The 20,203-nt window shown below is 42.0% G+C and carries 21 protein-coding genes; 6 read left to right on the top strand and 15 right to left on the bottom strand.

All coding sequences use genetic code 11. The features are described from left to right. Window positions 1–33: 33 nt before the first annotated feature. The 7 genes from WA256_RS16635 to WA256_RS16605 all read right to left on the bottom strand — a co-directional run bounded on the left by WA256_RS16635 (window position 34) and on the right by WA256_RS16605 (window position 7,354). Window positions 34–1,212 (bottom strand): cystathionine beta-lyase, encoded by a 1,179-nt coding sequence (locus WA256_RS16635; protein WP_062564213.1) that lies wholly within the window; start codon window positions 1,210–1,212, stop codon window positions 34–36. 19 nt (window positions 1,213–1,231) lie between these two features. Next, window positions 1,232–2,149: an NAD(+) diphosphatase gene (gene nudC, locus WA256_RS16630; RefSeq protein WP_130167078.1), complete on the bottom strand. Its 918-nt coding sequence runs from the start codon at window positions 2,147–2,149 to the stop codon at window positions 1,232–1,234. A 114-nt stretch (window positions 2,150–2,263) separates the two neighbouring features. Then, entirely contained in the window at window positions 2,264–3,058 is a 795-nt protein-coding gene (gene nagB / locus WA256_RS16625) for a glucosamine-6-phosphate deaminase (RefSeq protein ID WP_062564215.1), read from the bottom strand. 210 nt (window positions 3,059–3,268) lie between these two features. Continuing rightward, window positions 3,269–4,399 carry a transmembrane glucosamine N-acetyltransferase NagX gene (gene nagX, locus WA256_RS16620; protein WP_054561756.1) on the bottom strand — a complete coding sequence of 377 codons (1,131 nt, stop codon included), beginning with the start codon at window positions 4,397–4,399 and terminating at the stop codon, window positions 3,269–3,271. A gap of 63 nt (window positions 4,400–4,462) precedes the next feature. Continuing rightward, entirely contained in the window at window positions 4,463–5,575 is a 1,113-nt protein-coding gene (nagA, locus tag WA256_RS16615; RefSeq protein WP_130167076.1) for an N-acetylglucosamine-6-phosphate deacetylase, read from the bottom strand. Continuing rightward, window positions 5,575–6,489 carry an N-acetylglucosamine kinase gene (gene nagK, locus WA256_RS16610; RefSeq protein ID WP_062564217.1) on the bottom strand — a complete coding sequence of 305 codons (915 nt, stop codon included), beginning with the start codon at window positions 6,487–6,489 and terminating at the stop codon, window positions 5,575–5,577. Before nagK ends, nagA begins: the two co-directional genes overlap by 1 nt. Window positions 6,490–6,859: 370 nt before the next feature. Beyond that, window positions 6,860–7,354, bottom strand: a complete 495-nt coding sequence (locus WA256_RS16605) for a LabA-like NYN domain-containing protein (protein ID WP_062564218.1) — start codon at window positions 7,352–7,354, stop codon at window positions 6,860–6,862. Window positions 7,355–7,509: 155 nt separating this feature from the next. On the opposite strand from WA256_RS16605, the gene WA256_RS16600 reads away from it, so the two are divergent. Both WA256_RS16600 and WA256_RS16595 read left to right on the top strand, forming a co-directional pair. Then, window positions 7,510–8,124: a hypothetical protein gene (locus tag WA256_RS16600; protein ID WP_062564219.1), complete on the top strand. Its 615-nt coding sequence runs from the start codon at window positions 7,510–7,512 to the stop codon at window positions 8,122–8,124. Continuing rightward, entirely contained in the window at window positions 8,121–8,873 is a 753-nt protein-coding gene (locus WA256_RS16595) for a DUF3307 domain-containing protein (RefSeq protein WP_335992656.1), read from the top strand. Before WA256_RS16600 ends, WA256_RS16595 begins: the two co-directional genes overlap by 4 nt. Before the next feature lie 53 nt (window positions 8,874–8,926). Here the strand turns inward: WA256_RS16595 and WA256_RS16590 are convergent, their stop codons facing one another. Then, window positions 8,927–10,375: a DEAD/DEAH box helicase gene (locus tag WA256_RS16590; RefSeq protein ID WP_269407870.1), complete on the bottom strand. Its 1,449-nt coding sequence runs from the start codon at window positions 10,373–10,375 to the stop codon at window positions 8,927–8,929. A gap of 172 nt (window positions 10,376–10,547) precedes the next feature. After that, window positions 10,548–11,390 carry an isopenicillin N synthase family dioxygenase gene (locus WA256_RS16585; RefSeq protein WP_335992654.1) on the bottom strand — a complete coding sequence of 281 codons (843 nt, stop codon included), beginning with the start codon at window positions 11,388–11,390 and terminating at the stop codon, window positions 10,548–10,550. A 238-nt stretch (window positions 11,391–11,628) separates the two neighbouring features. Between WA256_RS16585 and WA256_RS16580 the strand changes: the two genes are divergently transcribed. Then, window positions 11,629–12,516 (top strand): MBL fold metallo-hydrolase, encoded by an 888-nt coding sequence (locus WA256_RS16580; protein WP_304637399.1) that lies wholly within the window; start codon window positions 11,629–11,631, stop codon window positions 12,514–12,516. Between the two features lie 7 nt (window positions 12,517–12,523). On the opposite strand, the gene WA256_RS16575 is transcribed toward WA256_RS16580, so the two are convergent. From WA256_RS16575 to aspS, 5 genes are all read right to left on the bottom strand, one after another. Then, on the bottom strand, window positions 12,524–13,228 hold the full coding sequence (locus WA256_RS16575; protein ID WP_420331470.1) for an alpha/beta hydrolase: 705 nt from the start codon (window positions 13,226–13,228) through the stop codon (window positions 12,524–12,526). Between the two features lie 28 nt (window positions 13,229–13,256). Next, window positions 13,257–13,844 carry a GNAT family N-acetyltransferase gene (locus WA256_RS16570; RefSeq protein WP_304637397.1) on the bottom strand — a complete coding sequence of 196 codons (588 nt, stop codon included), beginning with the start codon at window positions 13,842–13,844 and terminating at the stop codon, window positions 13,257–13,259. A 31-nt stretch (window positions 13,845–13,875) separates the two neighbouring features. Next, window positions 13,876–14,466: a pentapeptide repeat-containing protein gene (locus WA256_RS16565; RefSeq protein WP_251599728.1), complete on the bottom strand. Its 591-nt coding sequence runs from the start codon at window positions 14,464–14,466 to the stop codon at window positions 13,876–13,878. Then, window positions 14,463–14,669, bottom strand: a complete 207-nt coding sequence (locus WA256_RS16560; RefSeq protein ID WP_058585269.1) for a hypothetical protein — start codon at window positions 14,667–14,669, stop codon at window positions 14,463–14,465. Before WA256_RS16560 ends, WA256_RS16565 begins: the two co-directional genes overlap by 4 nt. A 109-nt stretch (window positions 14,670–14,778) precedes the next feature. Further along, on the bottom strand, window positions 14,779–16,548 hold the full coding sequence (gene aspS / locus WA256_RS16555) for an aspartate--tRNA ligase (protein WP_335992651.1): 1,770 nt from the start codon (window positions 16,546–16,548) through the stop codon (window positions 14,779–14,781). 227 nt (window positions 16,549–16,775) lie between these two features. On the opposite strand from aspS, the gene WA256_RS16550 reads away from it, so the two are divergent. Both WA256_RS16550 and WA256_RS16545 read left to right on the top strand, forming a co-directional pair. Beyond that, window positions 16,776–17,624 carry a DUF72 domain-containing protein gene (locus WA256_RS16550; RefSeq protein WP_269407866.1) on the top strand — a complete coding sequence of 283 codons (849 nt, stop codon included), beginning with the start codon at window positions 16,776–16,778 and terminating at the stop codon, window positions 17,622–17,624. Between the two features lie 22 nt (window positions 17,625–17,646). After that, the gene (locus tag WA256_RS16545; RefSeq protein WP_062564226.1) at window positions 17,647–18,141 is read left to right on the top strand and encodes a M48 metallopeptidase family protein; all 495 of its coding nucleotides are present in this window, start codon (window positions 17,647–17,649) and stop codon (window positions 18,139–18,141) included. A 120-nt stretch (window positions 18,142–18,261) separates the two neighbouring features. On the opposite strand, the gene WA256_RS16540 is transcribed toward WA256_RS16545, so the two are convergent. After that, a complete protein-coding gene (locus WA256_RS16540; protein WP_335992649.1) occupies window positions 18,262–19,278 on the bottom strand; it encodes a DUF5924 family protein in 1,017 nt (338 codons plus the stop codon). 169 nt (window positions 19,279–19,447) lie between these two features. Here WA256_RS16540 and WA256_RS16535 point away from each other — a divergent pair, with 169 nt between their 5' ends. Continuing rightward, the gene (locus WA256_RS16535; protein ID WP_304638098.1) at window positions 19,448–19,999 is read left to right on the top strand and encodes a hypothetical protein; all 552 of its coding nucleotides are present in this window, start codon (window positions 19,448–19,450) and stop codon (window positions 19,997–19,999) included. The last annotated feature ends 204 nt before the right edge of the window (window positions 20,000–20,203 follow it).

Raw genomic sequence — 20,203 nt, 5'->3', positions numbered from 1 at the left:
CGGGTCTTATGTAACAAAGTATAAACTTTTAACCTAGAGGTGGCTTTCGTACACTGCAAGCGCTTGGTCAAGGTCGGCTAGTAAATCAGCCACATCTTCAAGACCAATGTGTAGCCTTATTACCGGGCCTTGCGACCAACCTGTTTCAGAGCGAAGCCCTTTCATGCTGAGGTTTGCCGTGACTAAGCTCTCATAACCACCCCAAGAAAAGCCCATTTTAAAATGGTGTAGGCTGTCTAAAAACGCATCAATCGCTTGTTGATTACCCTGCTTCATTACAAATGAAAATAAGCCGTTACTGCCATCAAAGTCTCGTTCAAAGAACTCATGACCCGGGCACGTTGCAAAAGCCGGATGGCGAATATGATCAACCAATGGGTGTGTTTCAAGCCATTTAGCCACTTCGATGGCGGCTTGTTCATGCTGCTTTAAACGCACAGCCATAGTACGCAGACCACGTAGCGCTAAATAAGCATCATCAGCAGAGGTACATTGACCAAGTAAGTATGAATTTTCGCGAAGGGTTGGCCAATACTTTTTATTGGCTACCGCCACACCCATCATCACATCAGAGTGACCAACTATATATTTTGTCGCTGCTTGAATACTAATATCTACGCCATGCTCAAGCGGTCTAAAATGCAGGCCATTACCCCAGGTGTTATCTAGCATGGTCATTACACCACGCTCATTTGCCTTAGCAACCATGGCTGGCACATCTTGCACTTCCATGGTGATTGAGCCAGGTGATTCTAAAAACAATACGCGAGTGTTATCTTTAATAAGCTCACTAATCCCTGCACCAATTCCCGGCGGGTAATAAGTTGTTTCAATTCCTAATCCAGCCAGTATTTTGTCGCAAAAATCACGTGTCGGCTCGTAAGCGGTATCCACCATTAAAATATGATCGCCCGTTTTCACAAACGAGAGTAGCGCATTGCTTATTGCAGCCGCACCTGATGGATATAGCGCACAGCCTTCGCCGCCTTCTAGTTCTGCAATTGCTTCTTGCAGAGCAAAGTGTGTCGTCGTACCGCGACGGCCATAAAATAAAGTTTTGTCGCCTCGTTTCTTCGCCGCTGCTTTTAAATCAGCCACTGAATCGAATACTACCGTTGATGCACGTTGCACCACAGGGTTCACAACCCCTTGTGTGTACGCTTTTTTACGCCCTGCAGAGACGATTTGGGTATTTTTATTTGTCTTTGTCATAATTTGTCCAAGCTGTGCTTTACAGGTTGCGCCAGTGCTCAACCAAAAATCGAGAAATAGAATCTTGTCGGGTTAGTTTAAGATGACTGCCCTGCTCATGCCATTGGCCGAATTCATTAAGTTCAGCACGGCTAAACCATCTTGCATCGTCTAACTCGTCTTTATCTACCTGAATATCTTCTGAAACTGCTGTGGCCATAAAGCCAAACATAATTGATGATGGAAATGGCCAAGGCTGTGAAGCGATGTATTGAATATCTGTCACCGCAACACCAGCTTCTTCCATGACTTCGCGGGCAACGGCCTGCTCTAGTGTTTCACCTGGGTCAACAAAACCGGCAAGAGTTGAAAAAACACCGTCAGGCCAGCTTGCTTGACGGCCTAGCAAGCAGCGCTCAACCCCATCTGAAAAGGTTTTAGTAACGATCATAATCACCGCAGGATCGGTTCGCGGAAAAGTTTGATGCTGGCAAGTTTGGTTCTCACATAAACGTGAATGCCCTGCTTCAACCATGTTATTTTCATGACCACAACGACCACAAAAACGGTGCGTTGCGTGCCAAAAACACAAGCCCCTTGCCAATGCGGCAATCGAGCCTTGTTTTAGCTCAACTTGTGGGCCTAACTTGCGAATATCTACAAATTCAGCGCCATTAAGCATAGGCTCAATGAGTGAGTCTGGAACATGGCTGACATCTAAAGCAAAATGAGCCACATCATCATCGTCTAAACCCAATAAAATGCTTTTTGATAAATCGAGATGATCCACTTGAGATAAGCGTAAATAACACACTTCAGGACTGTCTTTAACAAATAAACTTTGATTGTTATTGACCAATAACCAGCGACTCTGAGAGTTCATTTGAGCCTTTAACCACTTTGGATCTTTACGACGATTTGATGCACGATCCAATGGCATTTGAGAGTAATTCAGCATGGCATTCCTTGAAAATAGTTTACTCGCTAAAACTACCATAAGCGGATGATAAACCCAATTTATTACAGGCATAAAAAAAGCCCAAACTGGGCTTTTTTATTCTCTCTCACAATTTTACAAGGTCGCTAGGTGCGCTTGTAGTTTTTGGTTCTCAGCTTCAATATGCTGATAGAACTCTAAATCTTCTAACTTACTCGCTGCAGCTTTATCAATGATGATCACCGCATCTTTATGAAGTTGCAGTGCTGAAGCTGGGCATTTAGCCATTAACGGGCCTTCTACCATGGCATGAACGGCATCAGATTTACTTGCACCGGTTGCTAAAAGCACTACTTTTTTGGCTTCTAAAATAGTGCCAATACCCATAGTGATTGATAAATGCGGTTGATACTCACCCTCAGCAAAAAATCGCGCATTGTCTTCAATTGTCGCTTTGGTCAGTGTTTTAACACGGGTGCGTGATGTCAAACCAGATGAAGGTTCGTTAAAGCCAATGTGACCATTACGGCCAATACCAAGTAGTTGTACGTCAACACCACCAGCGTTAGTGATTTTTTGCTCATATTCAGTACAAGCAATAAGCGGGTTTACTGCATCACCCGGCGGTACATGGGTGTTTTGTTTATCGATATCAACATGGTTAAATAGCTGTTCATTCATAAAGTAACGATAACTTTGTGGATGCTCGCCAGTTAAACCTAAGTATTCGTCTAAGTTAAATGTTGTCGTTTGGCTAAACGAAATATCGCCAGCTTTATTTTTTTCGATCAGTTGTTGATACAAAGCAACAGGTGTTGACCCTGTGGCAAGACCAAGTACTGAGGCTGGTTTTTTTAGTAATTGTTTCGCAAAGATGTTGGCACCATACGCTGCAACTTGGGCTGCATCATCAAGAATCACTATTTGCATATCGATTAGCTCTAATTATAAGTTGGAAAAAAATGGGACCTAAAACCCAACCCCACGTGCAATCGAGCTGGGTTTTAGATCAAACCACTGCCAGGATACGATGCAGTAGCTATAACCATTATGACAACGCTGTCATTATCACTTCTAGTTTTATCTTTGTAAAGTAAAAGTGAATAAAAAATTACTCTTTTTGCTAGTGTCTAATAATTATTAAACACTAACAAAGATCTTACGGCGATACATCCAATGCAATACCAGCATTTGTACTGCTAATAATGCAATTACCGCCATCAGGGGTTGCCATGCCTCTGGCACAGCTCGAACCACCCCACCAAATACGCTTTGGCTTACATAGCCCCAATTCACAAGACTTGACGCTAAGTAAATAATAATAGAGTTTGCACCTATGATCACAAAAGGATACGCGGCGCGTTGCCCTGGCAGAATATCCACCAGTGCATAAAATACGGCGAGCAATATGGCACTCCAGCCAACGGTTACAAGCACAAATGAGCTAGTCCAAAGTTCTTTATTTACTGGGAACTGTAAATCCCATAACCAACCTAAACACACACTTACCACACCTGCTGCGAACAACAAGGCGGTCATTTTCCACTCGCCAATTTGCTGAGCACGAGCCACTAATTGACCGGCAAACACGCCCATTAATGCATTAACTATCGCAGGGATATTCGACAACACACCTTCAGGGTCTACCACACGGTTTTGATAACTAATACCCGGCAGTAAGTGCGCATCAAACCATGCATTCCAACTTCCTGCCGCTGAAAGGTCGCCAGCACTGCCACCCGGCACTGGAACAAAACAAAGTAGTAGCCAATAACCCACTAAAATAGCTGCTGCGGTAATAATTTGTGTTCGTAAACTGGTATGCCAAACCAACATTGCACAGAAGAACCACGCAATAGCGATGCGGCCAAGCACACTGGCATAGCGAATTTCATCCAACGCCATTGGCATCCCTGTGCCCCAGCCGTGGTTATACAAAATACCTAATAAACACAATAGTAAAAGACGTTTACCCGCCTTGCGGTAATACACTTTGCGCTCATCAAACGGTAAATGGTCAATGCGTTTGGGGGCTAGCCCCATCGCCACACCCGATAAAAATATAAATAATGGGAAAATCAGATCGTAAAATGTGAAGCCATGCCAAACGCTGTGCACGGTGTGTGCTTCAAAAACTTTCCAGCCAGTCCAGCCAGTTAAAACGAAGAGCGCTGCGAATAGTGACTGTCCGCCTAATATCCAAAACATATCCATGCCGCGCAGTGCATCCAGCGATGCCAAACGTTTTCTTGTTGGTTGTGTTGTTGTCATTGTATTACCTTAAATAGAAAAAGCCCCGCGATACAACGGCGGGGTTTTTACCAGGGAAGCTTGTTATAGCGCTTTTCCAGCAATAAAGGTGGCTTGTACATTTTGCTGTGCGTCTAACACCACAAAGTCAGCGTCAAACCCGCTCAGTAAGCGACCTTTTTTATGTAAACCTAAATATTGTGCAGGATAAAGTGATGCCATACGTAAGCTCTCAGCAAGGCTAACATCCAATGTGTTCACTGTGTTGCGCACCGCACTTGCCATATCAAGTACGCTGCCTGCTAATTCACCGGTCGTTGAATTTAATCGATCGCCAGTACGAATAACTTTACGGCCATCAAAGAAATCAAACTCCATATCGTCAGTCCCTACAGGTGGCATAGCATCTGTGACTAACATAATTTTTCCGCGCTGTTTGCTGCGAATTGCTAATTTTGCTGATGATGGGTGAACATGGTGACCATCAACAATTAAACCGCACCAACTGTTATCATCCCAAAGCGCAGCACCCACAACACCCGGCTCTCGTGATGTAAATGCTGACATGGCATTAAATAAGTGGGTAAAACCATCAGCCCCTGCAGCAAGTGCAGCATTGGTGGTCGCAAAATCCGCATTGGTGTGGCCAATACACACTTTTACACCACACTCGACTAAGCGTGCGATATCATCAGCACTGACATTTTCAGGCGCTAGGGTTACCATTTTAATGCCTAAGTCTTGGCGGGCATAAATTGCAAATTCTTGCTCTGTAATAGGGCGAATAAATTGCTCGCTGTGGGTGCCTTTTTTCCCTAATGAAAGGTGCGGTCCTTCGAAGTGCACACCCATTACGCCCGGAACACCTTCAGCAATTGCTTGTGCAGTAGCATCGGCCGCTTTTGCCATGACTTCGACTTTGTCGGTAATCAGCGTGGGCATAATCGCTGTTGAACCAAACTGACCATGTGCTTTGGCTATTCTATCTAAGCAATCTGGCGTTTGTTCAGCGTTAAAAAACGCTCCGCCACCGCCATTCACTTGTACATCAATAAAACCGGGTGCCACTAACCCCTTTAATGCAACGGCATTAGCATCTGCTTCAACAAACTTAAACACACCATTGTCGACGCTAAAATATACGTCAGATAAAAATTCGTCACCGGTAAACAATGAACTTGCATGATAAATCGTCATTACAAACTTACCTCTTGGTTTTGTTCAAGCACAGATTGCTGAGCAAAATACACAGCGCCCATTTCCGGTGGTTGAATAGGAGATTCAACGCGTTTCGCAATATCCTCTGCAAGCCACTTATTTAATGGCTCAGCTAAGCCACCAATCATAGATAAACGTGGCGGGTTATTCTCTAATAAACGCTGAGCTAATTTACTAACGTAATCAGCACCCTCTTTAACAATCGAAACCGCAACTTTGTCATTGTTATTGGCTGCTTCAAATACATAGCGGGCTAATTTGGCAAAACTACTCGAAGGCTGACCAGACATTTTTTCAACAATCGCCATCGCATTGTCAGCTGCAAAATGCTCGGTGATCACTTTAGTCAGATTTGTTGATTCACCTAGGCCATCAAGGTCTAATAAGGTCGCTTTTATTGCTTCAAGACCCATCCATGCACCACTGCCTTTATCTCCTAGAGCAAAGCCATGACCGCCAAAATTAGTTGTGCGACCATTTACACAAGAAAAACCACAAGAGCCAGTGCCTGTGATGATCACCGCACCATCACTCCCTTCGTGTGCGCCGATACAGGCTGTGTGTAAGTCAGTGGTGAGGAACATTTGTTTAAATGGATGCTCCCATTCCATAATCTTGTCGTACAAGCTTGGTAGGTTTACACCTGCTAAACCTAACCCGGCATAAAGCTGATGAACGGTTTCAAGCGGTAAACCCGCATCACGAAGTGCTAATTGTGTTGAGACCATAATTGATTCGAGAGTACGTTCCAAACCATGTAATGGATTTGCAGGACCACCTAGGCCAGTTCCTAATACACCTTGTTTAACAGAGTAGATAGTTGCTCGACATTTCGTTCCGCCACCATCGATACCAATAAACAATTGGTCCTCATTCACACTCTTCGCCATCATTTAACGACCCCTAGCCTTCGTTTAGTTTTTGTCTAAATCGCATTATTTTTCTTATCAGAATGCGAAATCATCTCAACCTTTGTTGATTTAATGTTACACAACAAATGACAGCGTTGTCATTATATTTTTTATAAAAATTCGTATAACTTTCATATTTATTTTTAATTTATTGAATTAAAACGCTTTATTTAACAGACAAGAAAATTAGAAACCACATCAACAATGTCCTATAACACCTTTATTTATGCTTTTTTGCATAATTTAGTGTGTTGTGCGTGACTATTCCTTTATTTATCATCAAGTGTAGCTAATGTTAGCTTAGCCGAAATAATACTTTAGTTAAACATTTTATTTTTATAGGAATATTTTTTTACCTTGATAGTAGCAGAGAATCATCAATACAATGAAATTCAGCAGCAGATTGCTTTAAAATATCAGCGGTAAGGTGCTCTGCCCCGTAGACATCACATGGTAGCTGATACTTATTCGCTAAGTGACCAAGTAATAATGCAAAATCACCATCACCCGAAAGTAATACCATTTTATCGAGCTGCTTAGCATGTTCTAGCATGTCAATGGTAATGCCAACATCCCAATCCCCTTTCGCACTGCCATCTCTGCGCTGAATAAAAGGTTTTAGTTTTACCTCAAAGCCAATTGCGCGCAAAATATTTTGAAACTGCGATTGCTTTTCATCCCCACGATATATTGCATACGCTATGGCGCAATCGATTTGGTAGCGTTCGCTCATTTGCGCCCAAAAGGCATTGTAGTCAAAATTTTTCTTGTAGCTTTCTCTACAGGTGTAATAAATGTTTTGTACATCTACAAAAATACCGACTCTTGGCTTATCAACTGCTGACATAACTTTTCTGTTTTTAGTGATTTGTGTTCACTGTAGCATATCTAGGTTGATATTTACGAAAAAGTAACCTAAATTGGTTACATAAAACAAAGTAACCAAATTTGGTTACTTATCGCAATGTAACTAAATTAAGTTACTTAACCTAAGGGATCATAATGATTGCGGTGATCAGTGGTGATTTAATTAAATCACAAAAAATTCCACAACAAGAATACGACGCCATGCTTTATCAGCTTGATCAAAGCTTACGCTTTGTTGCTAAGCGCTTTAACGCAAGCTTTACCATTTACCGTGGCGATGCATTGCAAGTACAGCTAACAGAGCCTGAGCTGGTATGTCATGCTGCCATCTTGTTGTATTTGCAAATGAAGGCAGCCAATTATGAGCTGCGACAAAGCTTGGCTATTGGCTCACTCGACAACCCACGCGCCGATATAAAAACAGCCACAGGCAGTGCTTATACATTATCTGGCCGTGGTTTAGATAACATCGGCCAGCAACGCTTAGTGTTAAATATTGAAAATAACGCCCTTGAAGAAGGCTTTGCGCTTAATATTGCGCTTGTCGAAGTCCTGCTTGAAAAAATGAGTCAAAAGCAGGCTAATGCCCTGTTTTATTATTTAACCGCCGAGAACAATAGCCATGCAGAGCTTGCCAAAGAGCTTAATACTAGCCGAGAGAATGTCACTAAGTTACTCAACCTAGCCCATTATCAACTTATCGAGCGTTTTATAAATTACAGCCAAACCACACTCAAAGGATTGTTATGACCAGTTTTGCTCTATTACTCACCGGGTTAGTGCTAGGTCACTTACTTGCTGACTTTTATTGGCAGCCAATGAGCTGGGTACACGATAGAAACAACCGTCACTTTCGTGCCAGTAAGCTCTATTTGCACGTATTAACACACGGTGTGACCTCTTTAGCTGTACTCACTCTGTGGGAATACACATACGGCTGGCAAGAGTTCTCTCGTGTATTGTTAGCAACGGTTGCGATTATGCTAAGCCACTATGTCATTGACTTGGCAAAGTCATATTCAAATAAAGGCGTAGTGCCGTTTTTACTCGACCAGTTGGCACATCTTGTTGTAATTGTAATGCTGAGCGTTTGGCTTAGTGATAAGAATGAATTTTATAGCTTAGCGTGGCAGAAGCTGATTGCCCTCGATACCTTGTTTGTTATTGCAGCTTATTTATTGGTGCTCAACCCAAGCTCTGTGTTTATTCGCATGATGCTGGAGAAAATCAATATTCAGATAAACAATGAAGGCAGTATTCCTGCTGCGGGGCATTTTATTGGCTTGCTCGAGCGAGTGTTGATGTTGAGCTTTATCTTGCTAGGTGAATACGGCGGCGTGGGTTTTCTGCTGGCGGCCAAGTCTATCTTTCGATTTGGTGATTTAAAAGAAAGTAGCGAAAAACAACTCACTGAATATGTCATGCTGGGCACTTTGTTAAGTGTCACCGTGACACTCTTTATTGGTGTCGCTACCTTATATTGCATTAAACTCGTTTAATCGCTTAGAAAAACAAAAACGCGCAATTGCGCGTTTTTTTATTTTTACTGCTATTAACTATCCGCAGCGGGCTTACGTCTTGGGCGAGATGGCCCCGATACACGCTGACGATTACCCGCAGGTTTATTACCTGCTGGTTTAGTGTTATTTGATTTATTCCCGTTGTTTGCACCTTTTTGGTTTTGGCCTTGCTCTTTACCCTTACCCTGCCACTTACCTTGTGAAGGACGCTTTTGCGATTTAGGTTTTGGCTTTTGTGCAGGTTTTGCTGCACCTTGACCATCTTGAGCTGGTGATTTTGGCTTTTTCGGTTTCTTTGGCTTTTTCGGCTTGATAGGACGCGTATCTAGTGGCTTTTCAGCAACTGGTTTGCTTGGCTCAAAACCTGCTTCGGTTGCACGCGGAATAAGCTCACCAATAAAGCGCTCAATACCATATAAATCGTCGGCATCATCTACTGTTACAAACGATATAGCATGACCCGATGCACCTGCTCGGCCTGTACGGCCAATACGGTGAACGTAATCTTCATAAATATTCGGTAAATCGTAGTTAACAACGTGAGGTAGCTCAACAATATCTAGGCCACGAGCAACGATATCGGTTGCCACTAATACGCGCACTTCACCGGATTTAAAGCCTTCGAGTGCCTTAACGCGAGCGCCTTGCGATTTATTACCGTGAATGGCAGCGCCGACAATATCATCGCGTTCAAGCTGCTTAACTAAACGGTTTGCACCATGCTTGGTACGGCAAAATACTAATACTTGTTGCCAATCATTAGTACGGATCAAATGGCTAAGCAATGCTGTTTTACGTGATTTATCTACCGCATAAACAGATTGAGCAACCGTTTTAGCTGTGGTGTTTTTTGCCGCAACTGAAATTTCAACTGGGTCGTTAATGAGCCCTTTTGCAAGTTCACGAATTTCATCAGAGAAAGTCGCTGAGAACATCAGGTTTTGACGTTTAGCAGGCAATTTAGCAATGATACGTTTGATGTCATGAATAAAGCCCATATCAAGCATACGGTCTGCTTCATCAAGGATCAGCACTTCTAAATCATCAAACTTAACAGCATTTTGATTGTGTAGATCTAATAAACGACCAGGTGTGGCCACTAAAATATCAACACCTTTACGAAGGCGCATCATTTGTGGGTTAATTTTAACGCCACCATAAACAACAAATGAGCTAACATTTGAATGCTTAGCATATTGCTCAACATTTTCGCTTACTTGTAGAGCCAACTCGCGAGTTGGAGCCAATACTAATGCGCGTACTTTATTGCCACCCGCTTTAGGGCCCTTTGACAAACGCTCGATTAACGGCAGTGTAAAACCTGCTGTTTTACCTGTACCAGTTTGCGCTGCGGCCATAACATCGCGGCCTTCAATGATCGCAGGGATAGCTTGTGATTGAATAGGCGTTGGTGCTTCATAGCCCTTTTCTAAAACTGCATTTACTAAAGCTGGTGATAAACCTAACCCATCAAAACTCATACTATCTCTCTTTAAAAAATTCAGCCGATTCGGCGAAGTGCGCGCATTATACCTAGGATAGTCAATAATGCATGGAATTATTTGCAAACTAGTACTTAATGGTGAACTTAGCCGATTTATTTAAGGCATAAAAAAAAGCGGCTTTAATGCCGCTTTCTCTTATAACCAATCTTTACTTAACACCAAGTTCGCGTAAACGCTCTTGTAAGTAGCTGTCTGCTGTGTAACGCTCAGAAAGCACAACATCAGGACGCGGGTGTAAGAATAGTGGTAACGAAATACGTGATTTCGTTGATGCTTTACCCGTTGGGTTGATCACGCGGTGAATCGTTGATGGGAAGTAACCACCTGACGCTTCTTGAAGCATGTCACCAATATTGATGATCAGGTTACCAAAATCACATGGTACGTCTAACCAACCGCCATCTGTTTTTTGTACTTGTAAACCTGGCTCATTTGCCGCAGGTAATACAGTTAATAAGTTGATGTCGCCATGTGCTGCTGCACGGATTGCACCTGGCTCTTCATCACCTGTCATTGGAGGGTAATGAAGAATACGCAGGAGTGTTTGCTCAGAGTTAGCAATCATATCTTTAAGGTCGATAGAGAACTTAGCACACACTTCTTCTGGAGCTTCAGCTTGAACCCAGCTTAATAATGTTGCTGCAAACTCATTCGCTAAACGGTAGTACTCACGGATTTCTTCTTCTAGCTGTGCTGGAACACGGCCTTTTGGATAAACGTGGTAATACTCTTTAATATCTTTAACGGTAAAGCCTTTTGCAACTTCTGACACTGATGGTGGGAAGTAACCATCTTGTGTTTCTTTTGAAAATAAAAACTCGTGCTTTTGCTCAGAATTAAAGAATTCTTGCCAATTTTTGTAAATAGACTCAACTAATGACTGAGGGATTGGGTGATTTTTTAATACACCGAAACCTGTGTTTCTTAGTGACTCAACAAATTGAGCGGCCGCATCGCTCGCTTTATAATCAACGGTAGGTAAATGTTGCATTTGTCTTTTCCAGTGAATAAGGTTCTAGAAGTCTGTGCTAAGCATAGCATTTCTTCATTATAGCGCTTCGCGAGGATAGAGAAACACAGGCAAAAACATAAGGACTTATGTCCGCCTCACCTTGCTTAGCTCCTTAACTTTGATACAGATCAACTAAGCCTTTAAGTAGTATAATATGTACTATTACCTAAACTTTGATATGGTTAATTAGACACATTTCAACGCAAAAGGATCGCTAATGTTCAAAAATCTGCAAATCTTGCTTTTCAGTGCGCTGATACTTGTAACCAATCAGGCCATCTGTGCAGAACAAGCCAACTATAAAGTCGAAAATATTAAAGACAACGTATATCGCTTTAGTGCTGGCCATTATCACAGCGCTTTTATGATTGTTGATAACCAGGCCTTAGTGACTGATCCTATTAATAGCGATGCCGCAAAATACTTAAAAAGCTATATCAAGAAAACCTTTAACGCCGAAATCAAATTTATGCTGTACAGCCATAGCCATGTTGATCATGCGATGGGCGGTAATGAGCTAATCGATAACAACATCACGGTCGTTGCTCATCAATTTGCAGCTGAGGACCTTAAATTAAATAAAGTGCCTACTGCCCTGCCTGATCTTACATTTACCGATACACTCAAAGTCGATTTAGGTGATAGTTACGTGCAGCTGAAATATTATGGGCCTAATAATGGCCGAGGCAATGTCAGTATGCGTTTTATGCCTGCCAATGTACTTTATGTTGTTGATTGGATTGTGCTTGGCCGCATGCCATATAAAAACCTGATTGGTTACGATATTAACGGCATGCTGCATTCAACCAAAGCGGTGCTAAATGAACCTGCGTTTGCTGCATTTATAGGTGGCCATGCAGATACTGGCAACCGCGATGATGTTGTCTCGTACTTACACTATATTCAAGACTTACACACTGCCGTGCGCGATGGCATGTTAAAAGGTAAAAACCTTGCGACCTTACAAAAAGAAATAAGCTTGCCTAAATACAGCCATTTAAAAATGTACCAGCAATGGCTACCACTGAATATTGAGGGTGTGTATAACAACCTTGTCGAGATGGGCTATTTTAATTTTCGCAGCGACATTAATGCTCAGTTTTAACTGAGCATTAAAAGCGAGATAAAAACGCGTTAAGTTCTTTACTCATACGTGCTACAAGCTCTTTCGGCCCACCATCATACATGTCGTTATGGCGCGAATCTTTTAGCTTAATTTGCGTTACAGGGTACGTAGAGAGTTCTTGCTGCGTTAGCAATACGTTGTCATCTGCTGGGTAATCGCTACCGCGTAGTGTCAGTACAGCAATATTTTTGTTTCGCGGGATCAGCATACGGCGATGATCAAGGGTGATCAGCTTAGCTACCTTAGCGGGATAAATAGCGGCATATAATGCTGCAATATCCCCCCCATTTGAGTGCCCAAATAAAGTGAGCTGATTAAAGTCATACGCAGGATAACGCTTTGCAAGTTCTACGGCTAAAAACTCAAGGGTTTGTACACCACGGTGCCAGTTTTCCATGCGTGTGGTCATGTAGGGTGGCTCAGGGTTTAAACTCGGATCGCCTTTTAATTCATGAGCCACTTCAACCGTTAAATAACCATGCTGATGAAAGGCCTGCTGGGCAAATTGATACTCTGTATGCGCCATACCATAGCCTGCCCCAATAAACGCCACGGGGCATTTTTTCTTTATCGTGCATTTGCTATCTGCTGCGGTAATGGTCAGCGGAATATGGCGGGTGCGCTGTGTATCAAACAGTGTCTCTGTTTGATTTGCATAGGCTGTTTGCCCGCTTAGAGTTAAAGCGAGCATTAGCGCAACCTTTTTAATATCTAACATTTTATGACTGCGCTAATTTGAATTCTAGGCTACGTTTAACCATCGGCCACTCACCATCAATAATTGAAAACACCACGGTGTCGCGGACGCATCCATCGGCCATGATTTGATGATTACGAAGAACCCCATCTTGTTTCGCCCCTAAGCGAGCAATGGCATTGCGCGAAGCTTGATTATGCCAATGGGTACGAAACTCAACAGCAATCACATTAAGTGTTTCAAATGCATAACTCAGTAGCAGTTTTTTACATTCAGTATTAACCCCAGTTCGCTGATAGCGCTTGGCATACCAGGTGTAACCAATTTCTAAACGGCGGTTTTTACTGTCGATATTACAAAAGCGAGTTGAGCCTATCACCTCATCGGTGTGTTTATCGATAACAGCAAATGGTAATGCGCGACCAAGTGACTGTTGTTCAAACGCCATACTTAAATAATCGTCAACACCTTCTTCATTGGGCACCGAGGTAAACCAAAGCTCCCAAAGCTTTCCATCTGAAGCGGCGTTAACTAAAGCATCACGGTGCTCAAGCGTTAACGGCACTAATTTAACAAATTGACCTTCTAAGGTGATGGGACTTAAATCCATAACTTTCCTTAACCTTAATTAGCAAAAATATTTAATCCACCAGCTCTATATCGAGCCCTGCTAATAAATCCAAAGCGGCATAACGTTCAAATTTGGCTTTACTGACTTTGTTAGTAGTTATATCAATGGCAAAGTGACTAGCACCTATAAAATTAGCTTTACTGAGGTTGGTTTGTTGAAACAAGCTGTCACGAAAGTCCGTATCAGTAAAATCAGCTGAAGATAAATCTGCATGTCTAAAATCAACATCTTTGGCAAAACAGCTACGCATTTTTAAAGCTTTTAAACTAAGTTCAAAAAAGCTGCTGTGGCTAAGTTCACAACCAACAAAACTCACTGGAGCACGGCTGGCGAGTAGCGGCCAATCAACATCAGTAAAGCGCACGCTGGTTAATTTACACTGTTTAAAGCTTACTTCTTCAAGCGAGGTGTATCTAAGCCCAAGCGCAGCTAAATTACAGTTTTTAAACTCGCACTCTATGAACCGACAGTTTTCAAACTGACTATTGCTAAAGTCACAGTCGATAAATTCACATTGCTCAAATTCGCAATGCGAAAATGTTTGCCCTGCAAGGTTTGCTTCAAAGGTGTGTTCAAAATAAAGCGAATGGCTTGCGATCACGCGGTGGTCTCAATATCTTGTTTAAGCGCAAGTACTGCAATAAAAATAAGACCAAACAATGGAATTAGCGCTAGTAACCCACCAATAACGGCCACCACGATTGGTGTTGAGGTTTTGCGCTTACCTAAGTAATAGCTGATAGCGGCAAACACAGGAATTAAAATAACAATTATTTGCCCGATTAAAGTTGCATTGATATTCATTCTCTCTCCTTGAAGAACATACTAAATATTCATTTAAGCACAAAAAAACCCTAAGGCATACACCTTAGGGTTATTATTCATTAAGTCTTATAATTCAGGCTATTATGAATTATTCAGCGTCTTTCGCTACAACATCAATTGCAAGCTCAGTTAATGCATCTGCATTTGCTTTGCTTGGTGCATCTGTTAATAAACATGATGCTTGAGTTGTTTTAGGGAAAGCAATAACGTCACGAATGTTATCAGTACCGCATAACAACATAACTAAGCGGTCAAGACCAAACGCAAGACCTGCATGCGGTGGTGTACCGTATTTAAGTGCGTCAAGTAAGAAACCAAACTTGTCTTGCTGCTCTTGCGCTTCGATACCTAAAATTCTGAATGCTGTTTCTTGCATTTCTGCATTGTGAATACGTACCGAACCACCACCAACTTCGTAGCCGTTTAATACCATGTCGTATGCATCTGATAGTGCACCAGCTGGGTTTGCTTCAAGCTCTTCAGGAGAAATACCTTTCGGTGCAGTGAATGGGTGGTGAACCGCATGCAATGTACCTTCGTCGTCTTCTTCGAACATAGGGAAGTCAACAACCCATAATGGTTTCCAGCTATCTAGATCAGTAATGCCTAAATCAACACCAATCTTAAGACGTAGCGCACCCATTGCTTCGTTTACAACGTTGCGCTTGTCAGCACCAAATAAAATGATGTCGCCAGATTGTGCGTTAGTACGCTCAAGTAACTGGTTGATCACCTCTTCGTTTAAGAACTTAGCGATTGGTGATTGTACACCTTCAACGCCCGCAGCACGGTCGTTCACTTTCATCCATGCTAGGCCTTTCGCGCCATAGATACCGATGAATTTAGTGTAATCGTCGATTTGTTTACGAGAAAGCTCAGCACCGCCTGGTACAGTTAATACAGCAACACGGCCTTTTTCGTCATTAGCAGGACCAGAGAATACTTTAAACTCAACGTCTTTTACTAAATCAGCAACGTCTACAAGTTGCATTGGGTTACGGAGGTCTGGTTTATCAGAACCATATAAATTCATTGCTTCGCTGTATGGCATTACTGGGAAGTCGCCCAAGTCAACGTCTAATAATGATTGCCACATTTCACGGATCATTTTCTCAGTCATTGCACGCACTTCATCAGAGCTCATAAATGACGTCTCTAAATCGATTTGTGTGAATTCTGGCTGACGGTCAGCACGTAAATCTTCGTCACGGAAACATTTAACAATTTGATAGTAACGGTCAAAGCCCGACATCATTAATAATTGTTTAAATAACTGTGGTGACTGAGGTAAAGCGTAGAAGCTACCCTTGTGAACACGGCTAGGTACTAAGTAGTCACGGGCACCTTCAGGTGTTGCTTTTGTTAGTACCGGTGTTTCGATATCTAAGAAACCATTGTCATCTAAGAAACGACGCACAAAGCTGCTCGCTTTTGCACGAAGTTTGATACGGTCGCTCATTTCAAGACGACGTAAATCAAGGTAACGGTATTTTAAGCGGCGCTCTTCAGAGTTTTGCTGATTAAAGTCAAGTGGTAATGGCTCTGAACGGTTGATGATAGTTAAGCTTGTGCCTAAAATTTCAACTTCACCTGTTGCCATGTCTTTATTTACTTGGCTATCAGGGCGTGCGCGAACAACACCTTTTAACTGCACACAAAACTCTTGACGTAGTTTATTCGCAGTATCCATTAATCCTTCTACTTCAGGATCAAAAACAACTTGTACTAAACCTTCTCTGTCACGTAAATCGACGAAGATAAGGCCACCAAGGTCACGGCGTTTGTTGATCCAACCACATAGTTCAACTTCTTGATCTACGTGAGATTTATTTAGCTGTCCGCAATATATAGAGCGCATAGTATTCCTGTCAGTTAAAGACTTATAGCCGCCTGCTCTTAAGAGTTCGCTATTTTGAGAGCAAAAGCCACTATACAAAGTAATCATTTAAGGCAGAGCATTATACCCAAACCATCGCAAAATGCGAGTGCCAGCAGTGCCTGTCGGGGGCTAAATATATACCTCGACTTCTGAGCAAACATTTCTTTTGATACACTAGCTAAAGTTTAAATTTATTGGTTGATTTAATGCTGTATTTAGGTTGTCCGCAGTGGTCTAGCACCGCATGGAAAGGAAATTTGCTCTCTAGTCACTGTAAAAGCGCCGACATGCTCAGTGAGTATGCGCAATGCTTTAACTCAGTCGAAGGCAACACCAGTTTTTATGCTGATCCGAGTCACGAGTCATTATTACGCTGGCATGATGCGGTACCCGAAGACTTTAAATTTACTTTTAAGTTTCATCGGCGTTTTAGTCACGAATTACAGCTGACGAATATAACTAGTGAGCTTAATGCGTGGCTAAACTTATTTGAGCCAATTTTTGCTAAAACGGGGCAAATTATGTTGCAGCTACCCCGTGCCTTTGGCCCAGATGCCCTACCCCTTCTTGCTAATTTTATTGCACAACTACCCAAACAACTTAGTTACGGTATAGAAGTACGTCACCCCGGTTTCTTTCAAAAAGATGATGCAGAAATTCGTTTAAATCAGCTATTAATTGAAAATAATATAGACCGTATCAGTATGGATACCCGCGCTTTATTTGCTGTACCCGCCGATACCGATGCATTCATTGATGCGCAAAAGAAAAAGCCTTATTTACCTGTGCATGCCATTGCAACAGGAAATCAGCCAATGTTACGCTTTGTGATTGCCAGTCTTGAACATGAATACAAGTCGTATTACCAGCCATGGCTACAAAAAATAAAACAATGGCTTGATGAAGGAAAATCACCCTATTTGTTTTTTCATACCGCAGATAATCGCCAGTCGCCACTTTTAGCAAGACAGTTCTGCCAAGATTTAGGTTACAATCACCCCGTGCTTGCGCCGTTTATAGGTGAACGCGAAGCAAGCCAAAGCAGTTTATTTTAGCGCCCGATTTATCAGAGAAAACATGAAAGATTACAGCCGTTATTTTCAAGGTTACCCGCCGCACATCATTGAGCAAGTGTTACAGCTATTTAATGGCGACAGGGCCGCAAAATACCTAAAGGGCAAATACCCTGATGCGCATAGCATTACCAGCGATAAAGCTTTATACAGTTACGCCACTGAGCTGAAAAAGCGCTACCTTAAAAATGCCCTGCCTTTTGGCCGTGCTGCATTCAAAAAACAAGGCGATATGGTCACGAATGCCTTAGGTACCCATACTTTCCGTATGCAAGGTAAAACCCGAAAACACGATCTTGCCATTAATAGCGACCTACTTCGCGCACCTGAGCCCCTTCTCAAAGCACTCGTCGTACATGAACTGGCTCATTTTAAGGAAAAAGACCACAACAAAGCCTTCTATCAACTTTGCTGCCACATGGAGCCGCAATACCATCAACTAGAACTGGATTTAAGAATATTCAGTGTGCTGGTAGGTGAAGGGAAAAATCCGTATTAAAGCTATCAGCTATCAAAAACATAAAACCTGAGGAATGAATGTTAAGCTCTTGTTGTTCAAAAACTCTAATAACTATCCTCCATCTCGATCAGCTAAAAACTGACGGCTGAAAGCTGACAGCTAGACATCTGTAACCTCAAACCTTCTTTGCCCTATCAGCTGCCCAGACTCGGTAACCACTTTAACGACCCATTTCCCTGCAGCATTAGCAGGGAAATTCGTTTTATGGCTCCACGCTCGATAACCCTCTTTACGACCACCAGAAATATCCAAGGCTATGCGGTCAACTTCTTTTCGATTATGCACCCAAACATGGAAGATTTTTTCATTTAACCCTCGCGGTGCTTTTACCGCACTAAAACTATATAGACCTTTTTCATGTATGCTCTGCTCAGTGAGTTCTGATATTGGCGAAAGCGGTTTACGTGCTTGTGCATCTAACTGATATGACATACTCATATCGGTTAAACGAAGTGCCGCAGGTGGCACAAAGCTACGTAATTGCCAAAGCCCTGCACTTAAAGCACAAAGCAATAACACCAATAACGGGAAACGCCACCATTTAGCATTGGGCATCAAATTGCCAAGACTAGGGACAGTTAAAATAACAGCCGTGATCAGCGCAATTTCAAAACTTTGGCTGGTCGTTAACTTTAATAAAATTGGCAAGGTAACCGACAGCACGACAAACAAAGAAAAGCTATGAAACACACTAAACCAGACACTGTGCCTTGCAAGCTTTTTATAATAGAGGGGGTCAACAACAGAAACAAACGCACAAAGTATAATTAAAGCGGTAAACGCGGCCTGACCATGGTCCCAAGTAGTCACCGCCAAGAAGAATGGTAAAGCAAAAAACAAACTTTCTTGCTGCACAACTTGCAGCGCAAAGCGCATCACGTTGGGCGACACCGCCACACCAAAACGCTCCTCTACTTTATCTCTTAGCCAGTTATCTATTAACAACCACAACCAAGTGACTAATAACAAAATAGAGATAAGTTGCGAAAACGATTCTTTTCTTTCAACAAAGACATAGCTTGCCACACCACTGCAAAAAGCTAACACCGCCATCAACCCCGGCCGCTTCTGCATCATGAAAACAAATTTAGTTATAAAGTTTTTTAAGTAATTCATGCAATCATCAAATCCATTTAAGGCTTTATGAGTAAAGCACAAATTGGATGAATGTAGGCTTTAGAGCGAGCTTTAAGTTCAAAGCTTTAAGCTGTAAAGTAAATACTGAATGAGTGGTTTAACCATTTTCTTGCGATAACTAAGGCCATTTATATTAATCGGAGAGAGCGTGAGCATATTCAGCTGGTTTTACAAAAAGAAAAGTCACAGTCCAACTGTAAACATATCAAAAGAAATTCAAAGCCTAACCAAGCAAAACATCGATCTAACCTCTGCAGATATTGATCCTCAAGGGGCAGCTCTTCTCAACAATTACTCAAAGGCTTTGGAATTAAAAAAAGAACAGAAACTTTCTGAAGCAGAAGCTTTGTTATTACTTTCCACTAAACCACCTTCTATTTATAAAGGGCACTATCGAGAGCTATTTAAAATTTGGAGACAGTATAATAGAGAAGATTTAAAGACTAAAAACTACCAAGCTGTAATCGATCGTGTTGTGGAGATGTATAAACTAGATAATGAGATGGTCGAAGAAATGCTAAGCTACTGGAGCATTCAACAAAAAAGAAAACTTCCTCTAAATTACTTTGATAAATCACGAAATCTATTAATTAGCGATGCAAAAGCATTAAAAGTATCAGCGGAAAGATTCCAGCAAGAAAAGTATATTTTTCTAGCAGATGAATTAATTAGTAATATCAAAAAGAATAAATTTAACTGAATGGCTGATTTAAAACAGTTGCTCTTCTTCAACTAAATAAAAAAGCGCGGTCTGACCCGCGCTTTGATCTGACTCCATAAAAGTAGACACCTCTTTGGAGTCAGTAATCATGAAAGTAAAGTCACAGCGTAGATATTCCCTCGAATTTAAAATAAAAGTCGTTCAAGAGTCGTTAGACACCACAGATACAGTTAAGATGGTCGC

This window comes from Pseudoalteromonas sp. CH_XMU1449-3 (assembly GCF_037027245.1).
GTDB lineage: Bacteria > Pseudomonadota > Gammaproteobacteria > Enterobacterales > Alteromonadaceae > Pseudoalteromonas > Pseudoalteromonas shioyasakiensis.
The sequence above is the reverse complement of the archived record's forward strand: the minus strand, read 5'-3'. Positions and strand labels throughout refer to the sequence as shown.